The 16765-nt window shown below is 71.5% G+C and carries 20 protein-coding genes; 12 read left to right on the top strand and 8 right to left on the bottom strand.

Annotated features, from left to right (window positions below):
• The first annotated feature begins 63 nt into the window (after positions 1-63).
• Positions 64-2943, top strand: coding sequence for an ATP-binding protein (locus ACZ7CH_RS06145; RefSeq protein WP_470373289.1), 2880 nt, complete (start codon positions 64-66; stop codon positions 2941-2943).
• Here ACZ7CH_RS06145 and ACZ7CH_RS06140 read toward each other — a convergent pair.
• Positions 2892-3290, bottom strand: a complete 399-nt coding sequence (locus ACZ7CH_RS06140; RefSeq protein ID WP_360386765.1) for a hypothetical protein — start codon at positions 3288-3290, stop codon at positions 2892-2894. The two genes, ACZ7CH_RS06145 and ACZ7CH_RS06140, sit on opposite strands and share 52 nt — an antisense overlap.
• An 88-nt stretch (positions 3291-3378) precedes the next feature.
• Here ACZ7CH_RS06140 and ACZ7CH_RS06135 point away from each other — a divergent pair, with 88 nt between their 5' ends.
• From ACZ7CH_RS06135 to ACZ7CH_RS06125, 3 genes are read left to right on the top strand one after another with little or no spacing between them, the layout of a single operon-like run.
• Complete coding sequence (locus tag ACZ7CH_RS06135) at positions 3379-3810, top strand: DUF4383 domain-containing protein (RefSeq protein ID WP_360386763.1); 432 nt, start codon at positions 3379-3381, stop codon at positions 3808-3810.
• Positions 3794-4771 (top strand): carboxylate-amine ligase, encoded by a 978-nt coding sequence (locus tag ACZ7CH_RS06130; protein ID WP_458434446.1) that lies wholly within the window; start codon positions 3794-3796, stop codon positions 4769-4771. The genes ACZ7CH_RS06135 and ACZ7CH_RS06130 overlap by 17 nt, the downstream gene beginning before the upstream one ends.
• Positions 4771-5757: an iron-containing redox enzyme family protein gene (locus ACZ7CH_RS06125; protein ID WP_470373288.1), complete on the top strand. Its 987-nt coding sequence runs from the start codon at positions 4771-4773 to the stop codon at positions 5755-5757. Before ACZ7CH_RS06130 ends, ACZ7CH_RS06125 begins: the two co-directional genes overlap by 1 nt.
• Here the strand turns inward: ACZ7CH_RS06125 and ACZ7CH_RS06120 are convergent.
• Entirely contained in the window at positions 5679-5903 is a 225-nt protein-coding gene (locus ACZ7CH_RS06120) for a CDGSH iron-sulfur domain-containing protein (protein WP_458433403.1), read from the bottom strand. The genes ACZ7CH_RS06125 and ACZ7CH_RS06120 overlap by 79 nt on opposite strands.
• Positions 5845-6540 (bottom strand): HemK2/MTQ2 family protein methyltransferase, encoded by a 696-nt coding sequence (locus ACZ7CH_RS06115; RefSeq protein ID WP_458433404.1) that lies wholly within the window; start codon positions 6538-6540, stop codon positions 5845-5847. Before ACZ7CH_RS06115 ends, ACZ7CH_RS06120 begins: the two co-directional genes overlap by 59 nt.
• Before the next feature lie 72 nt (positions 6541-6612).
• On the opposite strand from ACZ7CH_RS06115, the gene ACZ7CH_RS06110 reads away from it, so the two are divergent.
• A complete protein-coding gene (locus ACZ7CH_RS06110; protein WP_470373287.1) occupies positions 6613-7212 on the top strand; it encodes a hypothetical protein in 600 nt (199 codons plus the stop codon).
• Here the strand turns inward: ACZ7CH_RS06110 and ACZ7CH_RS06105 are convergent.
• Complete coding sequence (locus ACZ7CH_RS06105; RefSeq protein WP_470373286.1) at positions 7207-7734, bottom strand: DUF1360 domain-containing protein; 528 nt, start codon at positions 7732-7734, stop codon at positions 7207-7209. The two genes, ACZ7CH_RS06110 and ACZ7CH_RS06105, sit on opposite strands and share 6 nt — an antisense overlap.
• 16 nt (positions 7735-7750) lie before the next feature.
• Positions 7751-8545 carry an SDR family NAD(P)-dependent oxidoreductase gene (locus tag ACZ7CH_RS06100; protein WP_470373285.1) on the bottom strand — a complete coding sequence of 265 codons (795 nt, stop codon included), beginning with the start codon at positions 8543-8545 and terminating at the stop codon, positions 7751-7753.
• A gap of 162 nt (positions 8546-8707) precedes the next feature.
• Between ACZ7CH_RS06100 and ACZ7CH_RS06095 the strand changes: the two genes are divergently transcribed.
• The 3 genes from ACZ7CH_RS06095 to ACZ7CH_RS06085 are packed head-to-tail and all read left to right on the top strand — an operon-like array spanning position 8708 to position 11732.
• Complete coding sequence (locus ACZ7CH_RS06095) at positions 8708-9700, top strand: efflux RND transporter periplasmic adaptor subunit (protein ID WP_360386743.1); 993 nt, start codon at positions 8708-8710, stop codon at positions 9698-9700.
• Positions 9700-10410, top strand: coding sequence for an ABC transporter ATP-binding protein (locus tag ACZ7CH_RS06090; RefSeq protein WP_360386741.1), 711 nt, complete (start codon positions 9700-9702; stop codon positions 10408-10410). Before ACZ7CH_RS06095 ends, ACZ7CH_RS06090 begins: the two co-directional genes overlap by 1 nt.
• Positions 10410-11732 carry an ABC transporter permease gene (locus tag ACZ7CH_RS06085; RefSeq protein ID WP_360386739.1) on the top strand — a complete coding sequence of 441 codons (1323 nt, stop codon included), beginning with the start codon at positions 10410-10412 and terminating at the stop codon, positions 11730-11732. Before ACZ7CH_RS06090 ends, ACZ7CH_RS06085 begins: the two co-directional genes overlap by 1 nt.
• Before the next feature lie 117 nt (positions 11733-11849).
• Here the strand turns inward: ACZ7CH_RS06085 and ACZ7CH_RS06080 are convergent, their stop codons facing one another.
• Both ACZ7CH_RS06080 and ACZ7CH_RS06075 read right to left on the bottom strand, forming a co-directional pair.
• Positions 11850-12641, bottom strand: a complete 792-nt coding sequence (locus tag ACZ7CH_RS06080) for an aldo/keto reductase (protein ID WP_360388317.1) — start codon at positions 12639-12641, stop codon at positions 11850-11852.
• 54 nt (positions 12642-12695) lie between these two features.
• Entirely contained in the window at positions 12696-13466 is a 771-nt protein-coding gene (locus tag ACZ7CH_RS06075; RefSeq protein WP_470373284.1) for an SDR family NAD(P)-dependent oxidoreductase, read from the bottom strand.
• 84 nt (positions 13467-13550) lie between these two features.
• Between ACZ7CH_RS06075 and ACZ7CH_RS06070 the strand changes: the two genes are divergently transcribed.
• The 4 genes from ACZ7CH_RS06070 to ACZ7CH_RS06055 are packed head-to-tail and all read left to right on the top strand — an operon-like array spanning position 13551 to position 16386.
• Positions 13551-13988, top strand: coding sequence for a MarR family winged helix-turn-helix transcriptional regulator (locus tag ACZ7CH_RS06070; RefSeq protein ID WP_360386734.1), 438 nt, complete (start codon positions 13551-13553; stop codon positions 13986-13988).
• Positions 13989-14009: 21 nt separating this feature from the next.
• Positions 14010-15110, top strand: a complete 1101-nt coding sequence (locus ACZ7CH_RS06065) for an acyl-CoA dehydrogenase family protein (RefSeq protein WP_360386732.1) — start codon at positions 14010-14012, stop codon at positions 15108-15110.
• Between the two features lie 26 nt (positions 15111-15136).
• Positions 15137-15934 (top strand): thymidylate synthase, encoded by a 798-nt coding sequence (locus ACZ7CH_RS06060; RefSeq protein ID WP_470373283.1) that lies wholly within the window; start codon positions 15137-15139, stop codon positions 15932-15934.
• Complete coding sequence (locus ACZ7CH_RS06055) at positions 15931-16386, top strand: dihydrofolate reductase (RefSeq protein ID WP_470368650.1); 456 nt, start codon at positions 15931-15933, stop codon at positions 16384-16386. Before ACZ7CH_RS06060 ends, ACZ7CH_RS06055 begins: the two co-directional genes overlap by 4 nt.
• Before the next feature lie 18 nt (positions 16387-16404).
• Here ACZ7CH_RS06055 and ACZ7CH_RS06050 read toward each other — a convergent pair whose 3' ends face one another.
• Complete coding sequence (locus ACZ7CH_RS06050) at positions 16405-16764, bottom strand: MmcQ/YjbR family DNA-binding protein (RefSeq protein WP_360386723.1); 360 nt, start codon at positions 16762-16764, stop codon at positions 16405-16407.
• Position 16765: the final 1 nt, after the last annotated feature.

The raw sequence follows: 16765 nt of genomic DNA, 5'->3' as shown, positions 1-16765 counted from the left end.
CCCAGGCCGAATACGCCTGAGCAGCCGTTACGGACCACACCACGCGGACGTTAGGGTCCAGCCATGCAGACCCGAGCGCCCCAGGTGGTCGGCCGCGACCGGGAGGTCGAGGCCGTCTCCACGGCACTCGAACGCACCCGCCGCGGGCAGGGTGGCGCTGTGTTCCTCACCGGAGAGGCGGGGATCGGCAAGTCGCGGCTCGCCCGGCTGGCCGCGGGGCAGGCGTTCGACGAGAGCATGCGGGTGCTCAAGGGGCGGGGGACGACGATCGGGCCGATGGTGCCGTTCCGGCCCATCGCGGAGGCGTTGCTGGGGTTGTTCCGGCACGAGCCGCCCGACGACAGCGCGCTGGGCCCCTACAAGCCGGTGCTGGGGACGCTGATCCCCGAGTGGCACGACCGGCAGTCGACCACGGAGTCCGTCGTCGTGCTGGCGGAGGCGGTGCTGCGGCTGCTGACGTCGGTGGCGCGCAAGACGCCCTGCCTGCTGGTGCTGGAGGACCTGCACGACGCGGACGCGGAGACGCTGGCGGTCGTCGAGTACCTGGCGGACAACCTGGAGGAGCAGCCGGTGCTGCTGCTCGCCACCATCCGCAACGACCCCGGCAACGCGCTGGAGCTCGTGCACCAGATCGTGCAGCGCGGGGCCGGGTCGCAGCTGGAGCTCAAGCGGCTCGACCGGCGGCAGGTGCGGGCGATGACGGCGGCGTGCCTGGAGAGCGAGCAGGTACCGGACGAGCTCTGCGATCGCCTGTGGACGGACAGCGCCGGGAACCCGTTCGTGGTCGAGGAGCTGTTGCACGGCATGGTGAGCGGCGGGTTGCTCGTGGCCGGCGCGCGCGGGTGGCAGGTGCTCGGGGAGCTGAAGCTGCCGGTGCCGGCGGCGTTCGTGCGCAGCGTCGCGCACCGCACGGACCGGCTGGGGCCGCAGGGGCGCGAGGTGCTGTCGGTGGCGGCGGTGCTGGGGCACCGGTTCCCGCTGTCAGTGGTGCAGAAGGTGACCGGGCACGACGACCGGGCGCTGCTGAGCCACCTGCACGCGGGGGTCGCGGCGCAGCTGGTCACGCCGGACGAGCCGGCACCGGACTGGTACGCGTTCCGGCACCCGCTGACGGCGGACGCGTTGCTGGCGCAGCTGACGCCGGCGGAGCGCGGGACGTTGTCGGAGCGGACCGCGGACGCGGTCGAGGAGCTGCACCCCGGGCTGCCCGGCGACTGGTGCCCGCTGGTGGCCAAGCTGCGGTTCGACGCGGGTGAACCGGCGGACGCGGGGCTGCTGTTCGCCGAGGCCGGCCGGCGCGCGCTGGGCAACGGCGCCACGAGCTCCGCCGTCAAGCTGCTCGACCGGGCCCACCGGCTGCTCACCGAGTCGGCCGCGCGGGCCGACGTGCTGGACGTGCTGCTGCCCGCGCTGGCCGAGGCCGGGGAGTTCGAGAGGGCGTTCCAGCTCGGCGGTGCGCTCAGCGAGCTGCGCGGGCTGGACGGGCCGCGGCGGGCCAAGCTGCACACCCGCCTCGCGCGCGTCGCCTACCTCGCGGGGCGGTTCGCCGACGGCGCGGAGCAGGTGCGGGCCGCGCGCACGCTGCTGGGGCCGGGCGCACCGGACGAGCTGACGGCGCCGCTGGACGTGAACTCCGCCTTCCTCACGCTGAACATCCCGAGCCCCGACCGGATCTCCTCCGCGGCCCGGCTCGCGCACCGGGCGGCGGACGCGGCGGCACGGGCGCGGCTGCCGATGGTCGGGTGCGAGGCGTGGCAGCTGCTCGGGATCATCGCGCGCGAGCAGGACCTCGACGAGGCCAACGCGTGCTTCGACAAGGCGCGAGCGCTTGCGGACGCCCACCGGCTGCCGATCCAGCACATCTACGCGCTCGTGCGCATGGCGGGCAACGACTGGCTCGCCACCGGCAGCACCGCCTCCCTCGACAGCGCGCACGACGAGGCGTGCCGGGCCGGCGCGATCACGGTGGCCTACAACGTCGACGCCATCGTGGCGCTGCAGTCGGTGCTGACCGGCCGGTACACCGAGGCGAGCGAGCAGGTCGACCGCTGCCTGCAGGCCACGGCCCGGTTGCACCTCAGCGCCCTCACCCGCTACCTGCTCATGGTGCGGGCGACGCTGCACGCGCACCAGGGCAACCGGCCGGCGACCGACCTCGCGGTGCAGGCGTTCGAGCAGAGCGCCAAGGGCGGTGCCCAGGAGGTGCCGCTGTGCTCGGGGCTCGCCAAGGCGTTCTGCGCGCTGCTGGAGGAGGACCGCGCGCTGGCGGTGCGGGAGCTCGACCGGGCGGCCGCGCAGGAGTCGCAGAACCCCACCACGTTCCACCTCTCCGGCACGCACGGCATGCGCGTGCTGCTGGGCGTGCTCGACGGCCGGTTCGGCTGGCCGGAGTACCACGCGCTGGCCGGCGCCTCCCCCGCGCGCATGCGGTGGAACAAGCAGTTCGCCGACCTCGCCCACGCCGTCCTGCTCGGCCGCGACGGCAGGTGTGCCGACGCGGCCGTGGCGTTCGACGAGGCCCAGGACGCCGCCGCGCCGTACCCGATGGCGCGGCACCTGGGGTTGCGGCTGGTCGCGGCCGAGGCGCGGCGGTGGGGCGACCCGGTGACGTGGCTGCGCTCCGCGGAGGAGCACTTCCACCAGGCGGGCAACACCGCCGTCGCCTCGGCGTGCCGCGGGCTGCTGCGCCAAGCCGGTGCGCCCGTGCAGCAACGCCGCAACGGCACCGACCAGGTGCCCAAACAGCTGCGCGGGCACGGGGTGACGGTGCGCGAGTTCGAGGTGTTCGTGCTGCTGGCCGACCGGATGGGCAACAAGGCCATCGCGACGCGCCTGCACATCTCACCGCGCACCGTGGAGAAGCACGTGGCGTCGCTGATCGCGAAGACCGGTCAGCCCGACCGGGAGTCCTTGTCGGCGTACGCGGCGGCGCTGAACCGCTGACGGTCGCGCTTGAGCCGGGCCTCCAGCTCGTGCCGCTTGCCGCCGGCCAGGTCGGTGCGGGCGGCGCGTTCGACGTCGCGGAACACGTCGTAGTACATGTCGTCGTACTCCTCGACGACCTGGAACGTCCACCGTCCCGGCAGGACGTTGCGCCCGACGAGCTCGCGCTGCACCCGGTCGGCGTGCTCGTGGTGGCCCGCCTTGCGCAGCAGCTCGATCGCCTCGTCGAGCATGAAGTCGGCGGTGCCGGTGAGCTGGTGGAAGGAGTAGAGGTGGCCGCGGGCGCGTTCGGTGGTCTCCAACGCGGCGCTGAGCTTGCCGAGCGCCTCAACCGTCTGGTCGTCCATGCCGCACCGGATACCCCGCACGCGTTTGCCTCTACCTTCGCCGGGTAGTCGCTCACTGACCGTGTCCACACAGAGCGAGGTGACCCCGATGGTCGACGTAAGGACACGAACGACCGTGCAGCAGGCCGCATTAGCGGTCGCAGCGGTGTTCGCGCTGGTCGGTGTGCTGGGCTTCATCCCCGGCATCACCACGAACTACGACACGATGACGTTCGCCGGGCACCACTCGGAGGCGATGCTGCTCGGCGTCTTCGCCGTCTCGGTGCTGCACAACATCGTCCACCTGCTGTTCGGCGTGGCGGGCTTCCTGGCCGCGCGCACGGCGAGTGGCGCGAAGGCGTACCTCATCGGCGGCGGTGCCGTGTACCTGGTGCTGTGGCTGTACGGGCTCGTCATCGACAAGACGAGCCAGGCGAACTTCGTCCCGCTGAACACCGCGGACGACTGGCTGCACTTCGTCCTCGGCGTTGGCATGATCGGACTGGGAGTGGCGCTTGGCCGGCGTGCCGCAGTGCGCTGACACAGTTGGCGTAGAAGAAGAGTTCCTGCTCGTCGACGCGGCGTCCGGACGCACCTCGGTGCGTGCCGACGCCGTGTTGGCGCGCCTGCGGGACACGGAGCTGACGAAGTTCCACGCCGAGCTCGCCGGCACGCAGGTGGAGGCGGCGACCGGGCCGTGCACGGACATGACCGCGCTCGGTGCGGCGCTCCAGCAGGCCCGTGACGCCGTCACCGCCGCGGCGCGCGAGGTGGGCGTGGACGTGGTGTCGCGCGGCACCCCGGTCAAGGCGTCGGTTCACCCGGTCGTGGCCGACGGGCCGCGGTTCCGGCAGGTGCTCGACCTGTACGCGGGGGTCGTGGACACGTACGAGGCCTCCGGCTGCCACGTGCACGTGGGCGTGCCGGACCGGGAGACCGCGGTCGTGGTCCTCAACCGGGTGCGGCCCTGGCTGCCGACGCTGCTCGCGCTGGCGGCGAACTCGGCGGACCACGGCTACGCGAGCTGGCGGATGGTGCTCCAGTCGCGGTTCCCCGGCTCCGGCGTGCCGCCGGTGTTCACCGGTACGGCCGACTACGACGCGCAGGTGGCCCGGCTGGTCGCCTGCGGGACGCTCGTCGACGCGGCCCAGACGTTCTGGCTGGCCCGGCTGTCGCCGAAGCTGCCGACCATCGAGTTCCGCGCGGCCGACGCGGCGGCGACCGTGCCCGACGCGGTGCTGCAGGCCGCGCTCTGCCGCGCGCTCGTGCAGACGGCCGCGGTGGTGGAGACACCGCCGGTGCGCGACGACGTCTGCGCCGCGGCGGTGTGGACGGCCTCCCGGTACGGGCTGGACGGTCCCGCGGTGGACCCGTGGCGGGCCTGCCGGGTGCCCGCGACGGCGGTGCTGGACGACCTCGTGAAGCACGTGGCGCCGGCGTTGGAGGAGCGCGGTGAGTTCGCGCTCGTGCAAGACCTGATCGCTCGACGGAATGAGACGTGATGCTGCTCCCCTCTGCCCGCGGACCGCTGTCCGAGACCGTCGTCGCCGCGCTGCGCGGTGCTCCGGGCGGCGGCCCGATCCCGTTCACCGACGCCGACCCGTACGGCGAGGACCTCACGATCGCGCTGTACACGTTGTACGAGCTGCACTACGGCGGTTTCGACGGCGTGGACCCCGCCTGGGAGTGGGACCCGGAGCTGCTGAGACTGCGGGCGCAGGTCGAACGGGTGTTCCTGGACGCGTTGCGGTCCGATGTGGACATGACCGACCTCGACACGGCGCTCGGCGCGTTGCTGGTCGAGCAGGTCCCCGGCAGCGGTGTGTCGCACTTCCTGCGCGACGACGGGACCTGGGAGCAGATGTGCGAGTACTTCGCGCACCGCTCGGTGTACCACCACAAGGAGGCCGACCCGCACGCGTGGGTGATCCCGCGGCTGCGCGGGCGGGCGAAGGCGGCGCTGGTGGCCGTGGAGTTCGACGAGTTCGGCGGCGGGCGGGCCGACCGGATGCACTCGCAGCTGTACGCGGACCTGCTCGAAGGCGCCGGGATGTCCGCGGAGTACCTGCACTACCTCGACGACGTGCCCGCGCCGGCGATCGCGATCGTCAACATGATGTCGCTGTTCGGGCTGCACCGGTCGCTGCGCGGCGCGCTGGTCGGCCACTTCGCCGCCGCGGAGATCACCACGGCCCCGAGCGCCCAGCGCATGGCGCAGGCGTTGCAGCGGCTCGGCGCCGACCCGAGGTGCGCGGAGTTCTTCACCGAGCACATCGAGGCCGACGCCGTGCACGAGCAGATCATGCGCCGCGACGTCATCGGGTCATTGCTGGAGCAGGACCCCGGCCTGACCGATGACGTCGCGTTCGGCATCCAGGCCACGGAGCTCCTGGAGGGCCGGCTGGCCGATCACCTGCTGTCGGCCTGGGGCGCGGGCGAGTCGTCGCTGCGCACGCGCTTGCGGTGGCTGGTGTCGCAGAACGGGTAGCGCTTGCTGCGCCGGCAGGCGCACACCGCGACCACGAACCGGTCGCTGGTGTGCGTCTGCCCGTCCACCTCCAGGCTCACCGGCCCCTCAACGAGCACCGGGCCGTTCGGCACCACCGTCACCCTGCGCACGTTCGGGTCGGTCACCTCGGATCACCACCAGTTCCTCGTCCTGCTGACCGGGTTCGATCAGGCCGTGCTCTTCCAGGAAGCCGACGCGCCCGCGCATCACCGGTCCGAACGGCACCCAGCGGCGCTGCACGACCGACGCCTTCAACCCGTTGTCGCGCAACTGCTGCAACGTGGTCTCCACGCCGCACAGCGCGGAGTGGACCATCAGCGTCATGCCGCCGGGCACGAGCAGGTCGAACATGCGCGCGCACAACGGGTCCAGCAGCTGCCGCCCGTCGAGGCCCGCGTCCCACGCCCGTGCGGGGCCCCTGGCTGCGCCGTCCCGCTCGGCCGGCACGTACGGCGGGTTGGCGAGCACCAGGTCGAACCGCTCACCGGCGACGACCTCCAGCGCGTTGCCCAGCCGCACCCGCAGCGGAAGCCGTTGCAGGGCAGCGTTCATCCGCGCCGTCCACACCGCACGGCGGGAAACGTCCACACCGGTCACCTCGGCGGCACCGGCGCGCAGAGCGGCCAGTGCCAGCGCTCCCGTGCCGGTACCGATGTCCAGGACGCGCGCGCCCGTGGGTATCGCCGCCGCGTTCATCGCGTCGACCAACAGCTCGGTGTCGTCCTGCGGCGCGTACACGCCCGGTGCTCTGAGCAGCCTCACGCGGGTGGAGTTGCCATGAGGAATAGCTTGAAACACCGTGTTTTCCCGCGGTTTTCGCGGGTAGACCAGGGTGTGCTGACGACTGCATTCCGCCTGCTCGCCCGTGCGCGGCGCGCTCGTGCGGTCCACCCGCGGGGCGTGCTGATGACCGGTGAGCTCACCGGTTCCGCGCCGTTCCCGGCCTCCGCCACCGTGATTGCCCGGCTGTCCAAGGGGGCCGGAACCGGGCGCGGCCTGCCGGACGTGCTCGGCCTCGCGCTGCGGATTCCCACCGGATCGGGTGACTGGGACCTGCTGCTGTCCACCACGGGCACCGGCCGGTTCTCCCGGTTGCTGCCGACGCCGGCGACCGGCTGGCAGCGCGCCCGGCTCGGTACGATCCTGCCGTACCGCCACCGGGGCGCGCTGCTGTGGCTCATGGCCGTTCCCCTCGACCCCACCGCGAGCGCACCGGGACGGCCGCCGACGCGGTTCAGCCTGCACGCGAGCGGAACGGCCGCGGACTGGCGGCGGGTGGGCGAGGTGCGGTTGCGCGACCTGCGCCACGACGAGCCGGTGCCGTTCGACCCGGTGCTCAACCGGCCGCGGGAGCTGGAGCTGGCGCCGCGCTGGCTCGCCGCGCTGCGCGAACAGGCGTACGCGGGGAGCCGGCGCGGCCGCCGGGTGTCATGACTTGAGCTTGTCGTAGAGCACGTTCAGCACGTCCGACGCCGCCACGGCGGTGAGCGCGGTTGACACCAGCCGGGTGAGCCGCGGTGCGAAGACCAGGCCCGCGGTCAGCCCGCTGGCCGCCCAGACGCCGATGCAGAACGGGCACGTGAGCAGCTCGCCGATCGCGTGCTGCGCGGCGTTGTGCGCCCGCACGGACTCCTTGAGCTCCGCGTGCCCAGCAGGTTCCTCGTAGCGCGTGAAAGGCGCCCGCAGCGGGCTCGTCACGGCCTCCTTGGTCAGCAGCCTGCTCAGCTTGTGCGTCGCGATGGACACCAGCGCCGTGTCCGCGAGGGAGAACCGCTCCGGCAGGCGGACCCCGGCGCGGTGTCCCGCGGCGGAGACGGCACCGACGACGGCGGCATAGGTGCCCATGGCGAGGAGGTAGCCGGACAGTGGCCGGCTCGCCCCGTACTGCTGCCTGATCCCACCCACGTCCTCGGAGCTCCCGCTGCGGCGGTGTTCGGACAGATCCGGTCGACTCATGAGGCGCGTGTACCCCTCAGGAGTCCGCTGAACCGGGTTCGGTCATCGACCGCATCACCTTGGCCTTGACCGGGTCCGGCGCGACGCGTCCGGCGACCGCCTGCACCTTGTTCCTCACCGACCCGGCCACGACGTGGTCGTCGCCCTTCATGAGCGCGTCGAAGCCCTGCTGGGCGACCTCGGCCGGGTCGTCCTTGTCCCCCGTCGCGACCTTCGTGTCCTGCATCCCGGCGCGGTCGAAGAACTCGGTGTCGGTCGGTCCCGGCATCAGCGTCGTGACGGTCACGCCGGTGTCGCGCAGCTCCTCGCGCAGCCCCTGGGCGAACGAGGCCAGGAAGGCCTTCGAGGCCGCGTAGACCGAGTGGAACGGGCCGGGGGCGGTCGCCGCGATCGAGGACGTGTACAGGACCTTGCCCTGCCCGCGGGCGGCCATGTCGCCGACCAGCCGGTGCGAGAGGTGCACGGCCGAGCGGACGTTGAGGTCCACGATCTCCAGGTTGTCGTCCAGGGAGGTGTCGCGCACGAAGTCGCCGCCGACGCCCACACCGGCGTTCACGGCGAGCACCTCGACCGGCCGGCCCAGTGCGCGCACCCGTGACACGAGCGACTCCACGCCCTCGAAGGTCGAGAGGTCGGCCCGCACCGGTTCGACGTGCACACCGCCGCTGCGCAGGGCGAGCTGTGCGGCCGTGTCGGTGATCCGCTCGTCCTCGGCGGCGACCACGACGTCGAAGCCGTTGTCCGCGAGCACCTTCGCGAGCTCGTAGCCGATTCCACTCGACGCACCGGTCACCACGGCAAGCGCATTCACAGTTTCCTCCAGGTCGTCGAAACGCGTTGAAATGCGTCGTCAACACCCCGTGTACCCGTGACCGCGCGGTCGATGCGGCATCGGCCGAAAGTCCGATGCAACCTCGGGCGGGGATGCGGTGTCCTTATCGGTAGGTTGGTCGAAACGACATGGGGGACATTCGTGCGCAACATTCTTCTCGCGCCGCTGTGCGCGCTGGTCACGGTTGCCGTGGCGGCGTGCAGTCCGTCAGGTTCGGAACAGGCCAATCCGGAGCTGGCGCCGCGCGGCACGACGATGACCAAGGTCAAGCCGGGCAAGCAGGACCTGACCACCACGATCAGCATCACCGGCAAAGTCGAGATGAACCCGACGTTCGGGCTGGTCGCGCCGGTCGCGGGCCAGGTGCGGTTCTTCGACCTGCAGCCGTCGGGCGCCACGCCGACGAAGGCCACGCGGGTCGCGACGGTGTGGAAGGACGGCGCGCCCAACTACGTCGAGATCCCGGCGGGAGCGGTGTTCGCCGGCCGCCTGGTGGACGACAAGTCGACCGTCACCGCCGGCATGCCGCTCGCCTCGGCCAAGCACGTGGGGTACGCGCTGGTCGGTGACATCGACGGGCAGCAGGCGTACAAGGTCAGCGGCGCTCTCGGCGAGGTCAAGGCGCAGATCAAGAACGGGCCGGGCCCGTTCCCGTGCGCGGTGCTCGGCACGATCGCCGCACTGCCGCAGGGCACCATCCCGGAGAAGCCGGTGCAGACGCCGGACCCGAAGTCGACGCCCGACGCGAACGCCCCCAAGAACCCCGACCAGCAGCAACAACCACAGCAGCAGCCGAGCGCGTCCACCGGCCTGCGGATCGTCTGCACCGCGCCCGCCGACACCAAGATGATCAACGGCGCGGCCGCGTCGATCGAGGTCATCACCGGCAAGTCGGCGCAGGCACTGGTCGTGCCGGTCGAGGCAGTCGCGGGCCAGCAGGGCAAGGGCAGGGTCGACGTGCTCCAGCCGGACGGCTCGCGCAAGACCGTCGAGGTGGAGCTCGGTCTCACCGACGGCAAGGTGATCGAGGTCAAGTCCGGTCTCACCGGCGAGGAGGAGCTCGCGGTGCCGGGCCCGAACCTGCCGGAACCGCAGCAGGGCGGCGGCGACCAGAGCAAGCCGACGGGTCCGTGATGACCGAGTCCGAGACGACCACGACGATGGCGGCCGTACCGCCGCTGCTCCAGCTGAACGGCATCACGAAAGTCCTGAAGGGCCAGGAGGAACCGCGGACGATCCTGTCCGGTGTGGACCTCACCGTCCACCCGGGGCAGAGCGTGGCGATCCTGGGCCGGTCCGGTTCCGGCAAGTCGACGCTGCTGAGCCTGATCGGGCTCTTCGACCGCGCCGACGAGGGGCAGTACCTGCTGCACGGCAACGACATCACGAAGCTCCCCGAACGCAGGGCGGCCGCGTTGCGCAGCGCCGAGTTCGGGTTCGTGTTCCAGCGCTTCTTCCTGCTCAAGCACCTCACCGCGGCGCAGAACGTGGCCATGGCGCTGGTGAACGGCCAGGGCTGGGCCGCGCGCCGCAAGCGCAGGCAGCAGGTGATGGAGGCGCTGGAGCAGGTCGGCATCGCCCACCTGGCCAAGAGCAAGCCCTCCCGGCTCTCCGGCGGTGAGCAGCAGCGCGTGGCGATCGCGCGGGCCCTGGTCCGCAAGCCGCGGGTGATCCTCGCCGACGAGCCGACCGGCGCGCTCGACACCGAGACCGGCAACCTGGTGGTCGAGGTGTTGCTCAACACGACCAGGCAGGGCTGCGGCCTCGTGCTGGTCACGCACGACCACGACCACGCGCGCAAGATGGGCCGCGTGCTGGAGCTGCGCGACGGGCGGTTCAACTGATGTTCTCCGGCAAGCTGCGGTCCGCCCTGATCATCGGCGGGCAGGGCATCCGCGCCCGCAAGCTGCGCACGTTCCTCTCGATGGTGTCGCTGTTCCTCGGCGTCCTCGCGGTCGTGGCCGTGCAGGCCGGCGCCGCGCTCGCCGAACGCGCCATGCTCACCGACGTGGAGCTGCAGCAGGGCAGGGACGGCACGTTCCAGCTCTACGTCTCCGGCGAGGGCAAGTCCACCTCGGTCGTCGAGACCACGCTGAAGGGCAACTCCCAGGCCGTCGGCATCGTCGGCATGAACGCGGTGATCGGCGAGCCCGGCGTGCGCCCGATCAACGAGGGCGCGACCCCGTTCGAGCACGTCGGCCGCGGCGACTTCTACGGCGGCCCGTCGGTGTACTGCGACCAGAACGGCATCTGCACCGAGCAGAAGAAGCAGGAGAAGAAGCCCGACGGCCAGGCCATCGAGGTCCAGGTGAGCGCGCTGACCGGTGACCTCCGCCAGTTCCGGCCGTTCCGCCCGGTCTCCGGCTCCTGGCTGGACTTCGGCACCGCCCCGTCGCTGGCACCGAAGATCGTGCTGAACGAGGAGGCCGCCAAGGGCTTCGACCGCTACAAGGTCCCCGGCGAGATGATGCTGACCGGCGCGACGCACCACGTCTCGCCGCAGATCATCGGCGTGGTGTCCGACGGCATGTACCAGCCCACCGTCTACATGCGACTCGACGAGGTGCGCAACTGGCTGCCCTCGTCGGACAACGTCCAGGTCGACCGCTTCCGCGGCGGCCCCGGCCTGCAGGTCATGCTCGCACCGGGCACCCAGGACCTCCAGCAGCTGCTGACCGCACGCCTGGTCGGCGCGGGCATGCGCTCCGACGACGTCCGCTTCAACGAGATCCAGTCGAAGAAGCGCATGGAGAAGGAGCTGCTGATCATGCGATTGATCTTCCTGGGCATGGCGGGCCTCGTGCTGCTGATCGGCGTCGCCGGCATCCTCAACGTCGGCCTCGCCACCGTCGGTGAACGCGTCGAGGAGTTCGCGCTGCGCCGCGCGGTCGGCATGTCCCGCATGCTGCTGGCCGGGATCGTGCTCGCCGAGACCCTCCTGACCGGCCTGCTGACCGCCGCACTGGCCATCGGCACCGGCGCGGCGGGCCTCCAGGTGGGCCTGATGCTGTTCGGTTCGAGGTTCCCGTCGCTGGCGGACGTCGCGTTCCCGTGGGAGGCGGGCGTCGCGGGCGTGGTCGCCGGGCTGGTGGCGGGTGTGCTCGGCGGGCTGATCCCCGCGATCCGGGCGGCGCGGATTCCGATCGCCACGGTGATGCGGGCGTGAGCCCGAGGTGGTGACAGACGTGCGGGCCCGATAGAGGCAGGGTCCGTTGCCGGCGAAGCCCCGGTCCGCACCAAGGCGGGCCGGGGCTTCGTACTTCCGAGTGCGCGTTGCAGTCGGTCAGGCCTGGTTGAACTCGTCCGGGTTCGGCCCGATCCGCCCGCCGCGGTCCAGGGTGGACAGCGCGGCCAGCTCCTCCTCGGCCAGCTCGAAGCCGAACACGTCGATGTTCTCCCTGATCCGCGCCGGCGTGACCGACTTCGGGATCACGACGTTGCCGAGCTGCAGGTGCCAGCGCAGCACGACCTGGGCGGCGGACTTGTCGTGGCGGGCCGCGATCTCGGTGACCACGGGGTCCTTCAGCAGCTCGCCGCCCTGGCCGAGCGGCGACCACGCCTCGGTGACGATGCCGTGCTCGGCGTGGAACGCCCGCACCTCGGCCTGCTGCAGGTACGGGTGCAGCTCGATCTGGTTGACCGCGGGCACGACGCCGGTCTCGTCGATCAGGCGCCGCAGGTGCGCGGGCTGGAAGTTGGACACGCCGATGGCGCGGACGCGGCCGCTCTCCCGCAGCTCGACGAACGCCTTCCAGGTGTCGACGTAGAGGTCGCGCTCTGGCGTCGGCCAGTGGATCAGGTACAGGTCGACGACGTCGAGGCCGAGCTTGGACTGCGAGGCGTCGAACGCGCGCAGGGCGGCGTCGTGGCCGTGGTCGGCGTTCCACAGCTTGGTGGTGACGAACACGTCCGCGCGGTCCACGTCGGACTTGGTGATCGCCGCGCCGACGCCGGCCTCGTTGCCGTACGCGGCCGCGGTGTCGATGCTGCGGTATCCGGCGTTCAGCGCCTCGGTGACGGTGGGGATGGCCTCCTCGTCGGGCACCTGCCAGACGCCGAAGCCGAGCTGGGGCATGGTCACGCCGTTGTTGAGCTTCACGGTGGTCAAAGCGGTTTCCTCACGGTGGTGTCAGGGGATGAGCGTCGGGGCGGTGCCGCCGTCGACGCGCAGTGCGGCGCCGGTCGTGGCCGAGGACAGGTCCGACGCGACGTAGGTGATGAGGTTCGCGACCTCGTGCGGCCGGATCAGGCGGCCCAGCAACAGGGTCGGGCGTTCGGTGCGGACGAACTCCGCCTCGCCGCCGTCGCCGACCCGGTCGCGGATGAACTCCTCGACGCCGGGCGTCAGGGTCGGGCCGGGCAGCACCGAGTTCACGGTGACGCCGGTGCCCTTCACCGCCTGGGCCATGCCGCGCGCGATGGCGAGCTGCGCGGTCTTCGTCATGCCGTAGTGGACCATCTCGGTCGGGGTGAAGACGGACGACTCGCTGCTCACGAAGATCACCCGGCCCCAGCCGCGCTCGACCATGCGCGGCGTGTAGTGCCGCGAGAGCCGCACGCCGGACATGACGTTGGTGTCGAAGAAGCGCTGCCACTCGGCGTCGTCGATCTCGAAGACCGGCTTGGCGCCGTAGATGCCCAGGTTGTTCACGAGCACGTCGACGTCGGGCACCTGCGCGACGAGGTCCGCAGCGCCCTCCGCGGTCGAGATGTCGGCCGCGACACCGAGGACGTCGCCGGAGCCGTTGCCGCTGAGCTTGCCGACCGCCTCGGCGACCCGCTCCTCGCTGCGGCCGCTGACGACGACGGACGCGCCCGCCTTGAGCAGCGCCTCCGCCGTGGCGTAGCCGATGCCCGCGGTGGAGCCGGTCACAAGTGCCGTGCGTCCCGACAGGTCCATGTCTCTCCCCGGTAGACTTGTTGATGACGATTACAAGCGTACGCAATAGTTGCAGACGCTGTCTATTCGGAGGGGATGTACTTCATGTCACTGGACGACGACGCCGTCCAGGCGCGCGCGCAAGGCTGGCGCACGCTCGCGGCGCTGCACGCGCGCATCGAAGACCGCCTCGAACGAGCGCTGCAGAAGGCACACGAACTTTCCGTCAGCGAGTACACCGTTCTGGACGTCCTCAACCGCCAGGACGGCTTCCACCTTCGGATGAACCAGCTCTCCAACGCCGTCGTGCTGAGCCAGTCCGCCACGACCCGCCTGGTCACCCGGCTGGAGGACCGCGGCCTGTTGCAGCGCTACCTGTGCCCCACCGACCGCCGCGGCATCTACACCGAGGTAACCGAGAAGGGTCACGAGCTGCTCGCCCTCGCCCGGCCCACCCACGACCGCGCGCTGAGCGAGTCGCTGGACGAGGCGGGGGCCACGCCGGAGCTGAAGCCACTCGTTGAGGCGCTCGCCAAGCTGTAGCCGCTCCAGCAAGATCAGCGCATGCCCGCACCGGACCTGCACGCGTTGATCCGCTCCGAAGCCCACCTGGCCGAGCAGCAACGCGCGCTCACCGAGCCCGTGCTGACCGCGCTCGTCGACGCCGGCGTGCACCGCATGATCGCGCCTCGGCGCTACGCGGGCGCCGAGCTCGGGCTGCCGGAGTGGAGCCGGGAGATCGGCGAGCTGTCCCGTGCGGACGCCTCCACCGGCTGGACCGCCATGACGACCACCTCCTCGTCGTCGCTGGCCTGGTACCTCCCGGCCGACGCCGCCGACGAGGTCTTCACCGACCCGCGTGCCCTGATCGCGGGCACCGCCGCACCGCACGGCCGTGCCGAGGCGGTCGACGGCGGCTACCGCGTCTCGGGCCGCTGGGGCTGGGGCAGCGCCGTGCCGTGGTGCTCGTGGGTCATCGGCGGCACCCTCACACCCAAGGGCCCCCGTCTGGCCGTGTACCCCCGCGCCGACGTGACCGTCCACGACACGTGGCACTCCGCCGGCCTGCGCGCCACCGGCTCGCATGAGTTCTCGCTGTTCAACGCCTTCCTCCCGTCCCGCCGCGCCATCTGGCCGGTCGGCACGACCCCCGGCATCGAGGGCCCGGTCACCGCCTTCCCGTTCTTCAGCTTCCTGGCCGTCGGCGTCGCCTCCGTGTGCCTGGGCATCGCCCGCCGCGCCATCGACGAGGTCGAGGCGCTGGCCGTGGAGAAGACCCCGCAGCACACCACCACCCGCCTCGCCGAGCAGACCGGCCTGCAGATCGACCTGGGCCTCATGGAGGCACGGTTGTCCTCCGCCGCCGCGTTCCTGCACGAGACGTTGAGCGCCGTCTGGGACATGGCCGTGCAACGCACGTACGTGCCCGACGACGCCAAGGCGCGTATGCGGCTCGCGTGCACGTTCGCGGCGTCGGAGTCCGCCGAGGTGACGCAGAAGGCGTTCGCCGCGGGTGGCGGCAGCTCGGTGTTCGAGTCGTCGGCGCTGCAACGTTGCTTCCGTGACGCGCACACGGCCGCCCAGCACACCGTGGTGTCGAAGCGGCTGCTGGAGACGTACTCGATGCACCGGCTCGGCCTGGAGCCGGACATGGCGCGGTTCTAGGTCCAGGGCTGGGTAGGCTCACCCGTATGGCCGACACGCAGTACGAAGACCTCCTCCGCCACGTCCTGAAGGAGGGCGTGCGCAAGGAGGACCGCACCGGCACCGGCACCCGGTCGATCTTCGGTCACCAGCTGCGCTACCCGCTCGCCGCGGGCTTCCCGCTGGTCACGACCAAGAAGGTCCACTTCAGGTCGATCGCGTACGAGCTGCTGTGGTTCCTGCGCGGCGACAGCAACGTGCAGTGGCTGCGCGACCACGGCGTGACGATCTGGGACGAGTGGGCCGCTCCCGATGGTGAGCTCGGGCCTGTCTACGGCGTGCAGTGGCGGTCGTGGCCCACGCCCGGCGGCGGTCACGTCGACCAGATCGCCGAGGTCCTCAAGACGCTGCGGACGAACCCGGACTCGCGGCGGATCATCGTGTCCGCGTGGAACGTCGGCGAGATCGCGCAGATGGCGCTGCCGCCGTGCCACGCGTTCTTCCAGTTCTACGTCGCCGACGGCAAGCTGTCGTGCCAGCTCTACCAGCGCAGCGCCGACCTGTTCCTGGGCGTGCCGTTCAACATCGCCTCGTACGCGCTGCTCACGCACATGATCGCCGCGCAGACCGGTCTCGGTGTCGGCGACTTCATCTGGACCGGCGGCGACTGCCACATCTACGACAACCACGTCGAGCAGGTCGAGCTGCAGCTCAGCCGGGAGGCGCGGGAGTTCCCGACGTTGCGGGTGGCGCACGCGGACAGCCTCTTCGACTACCGCTACGAGGACTTCACGGTCGAGGGCTACGACCCGCACCCCGGCATCAAGGCACCGGTGGCAGTGTGATCGGCCTGATCTGGGCCCAGGCCGCCGGTGGTGTGATCGGCCGGGACAACGCCATCCCGTGGCACGTCCCGGAGGACATGAAGCGCTTCCGCGAGCTCACCACTGGTGCGGCGGTGCTGATGGGCCGCCGCACGTGGGAGTCGTTGCCGCCCCGGTTCCGCCCGCTGCCCGGCCGCCGCAACATCGTGCTCTCCCGCACGCCCCAGGACGGTGTGGAGACGTTCGCCGACCTCGGTGAAGCGCTCGGCGCGGTCGACGGTGACCTCTGGGTGATCGGCGGGTCGGCGGTCTACGCGGCCGCGCTGCCGTTCGCGGACCGGGTCGAGGTCACCGAGATCAGGGAGACCTTCGAGGGCGACACCTACGCGCCGGCGGTCGGCCGTGAGCCGAAGACCGTCGGCGAGTGGCAGCTCTCCACATCCGGCCTGCACTTCCGTTTCCTGAGCTTCTGACCCCCTGCTGCTCCGGCATCAGCGGCGGCGGGCACGTGCGTGCCACGCCTCGACGATGAGCTCCTCCAGCTCGTCCACCGGGATGTGCTCCAGCCGCACCAGGATCGCCGGGTAGCCCTGGAAGTGCGGGGTCGTGAAGTACACCGACTCGTCCGCGGCCAGCAGCGCCTCCTTGGCGCCCAGGTCCGGCACCCGCGCGGCCAGGATGGGCCCGTCGGGTGCCGACGGGCCCAGTGCCGCGAGGTCGGTCTTGCGCAGCGGCCGTTCCCAGACGAAGAGCTTGTCGCTGACCCGCCAGTCGACGACGCCCTCCCGCACCCGTTCCGTCACGTCCGGCATGGAGGTGGCGATCCTGCGCACGTCGTTCCAGGTGGCCATG

This window comes from Lentzea sp. NPDC037011 (assembly GCF_055607425.1).
The sequence above is the reverse complement of the archived record's forward strand: the minus strand, read 5'-3'. Positions and strand labels throughout refer to the sequence as shown.

Coding starts and splice junctions, on each gene's coding strand:
- ACZ7CH_RS06145 (WP_470373289.1), top strand. CDS start 64: ATGCAGACCCGAGCGCCCCAGGTGGTCGGCCGCGACCGGGAGGTCGAG.
- ACZ7CH_RS06140 (WP_360386765.1), bottom strand. CDS start 3,290: ATGGACGACCAGACGGTTGAGGCGCTCGGCAAGCTCAGCGCCGCGTTG.
- ACZ7CH_RS06135 (WP_360386763.1), top strand. CDS start 3,379: ATGGTCGACGTAAGGACACGAACGACCGTGCAGCAGGCCGCATTAGCG.
- ACZ7CH_RS06125 (WP_470373288.1), top strand. CDS start 4,771: ATGCTGCTCCCCTCTGCCCGCGGACCGCTGTCCGAGACCGTCGTCGCC.
- ACZ7CH_RS06105 (WP_470373286.1), bottom strand. CDS start 7,734: ATGAGTCGACCGGATCTGTCCGAACACCGCCGCAGCGGGAGCTCCGAG.
- ACZ7CH_RS06090 (WP_360386741.1), top strand. CDS start 9,700: ATGACCGAGTCCGAGACGACCACGACGATGGCGGCCGTACCGCCGCTG.
- ACZ7CH_RS06085 (WP_360386739.1), top strand. CDS start 10,410: ATGTTCTCCGGCAAGCTGCGGTCCGCCCTGATCATCGGCGGGCAGGGC.
- ACZ7CH_RS06080 (WP_360388317.1), bottom strand. CDS start 12,641: ATGCCCCAGCTCGGCTTCGGCGTCTGGCAGGTGCCCGACGAGGAGGCC.
- ACZ7CH_RS06075 (WP_470373284.1), bottom strand. CDS start 13,466: ATGGACCTGTCGGGACGCACGGCACTTGTGACCGGCTCCACCGCGGGC.
- ACZ7CH_RS06070 (WP_360386734.1), top strand. CDS start 13,551: ATGTCACTGGACGACGACGCCGTCCAGGCGCGCGCGCAAGGCTGGCGC.
- ACZ7CH_RS06065 (WP_360386732.1), top strand. CDS start 14,010: ATGCCCGCACCGGACCTGCACGCGTTGATCCGCTCCGAAGCCCACCTG.
- ACZ7CH_RS06060 (WP_470373283.1), top strand. CDS start 15,137: ATGGCCGACACGCAGTACGAAGACCTCCTCCGCCACGTCCTGAAGGAG.
- ACZ7CH_RS06050 (WP_360386723.1), bottom strand. CDS start 16,764: ATGGCCACCTGGAACGACGTGCGCAGGATCGCCACCTCCATGCCGGAC.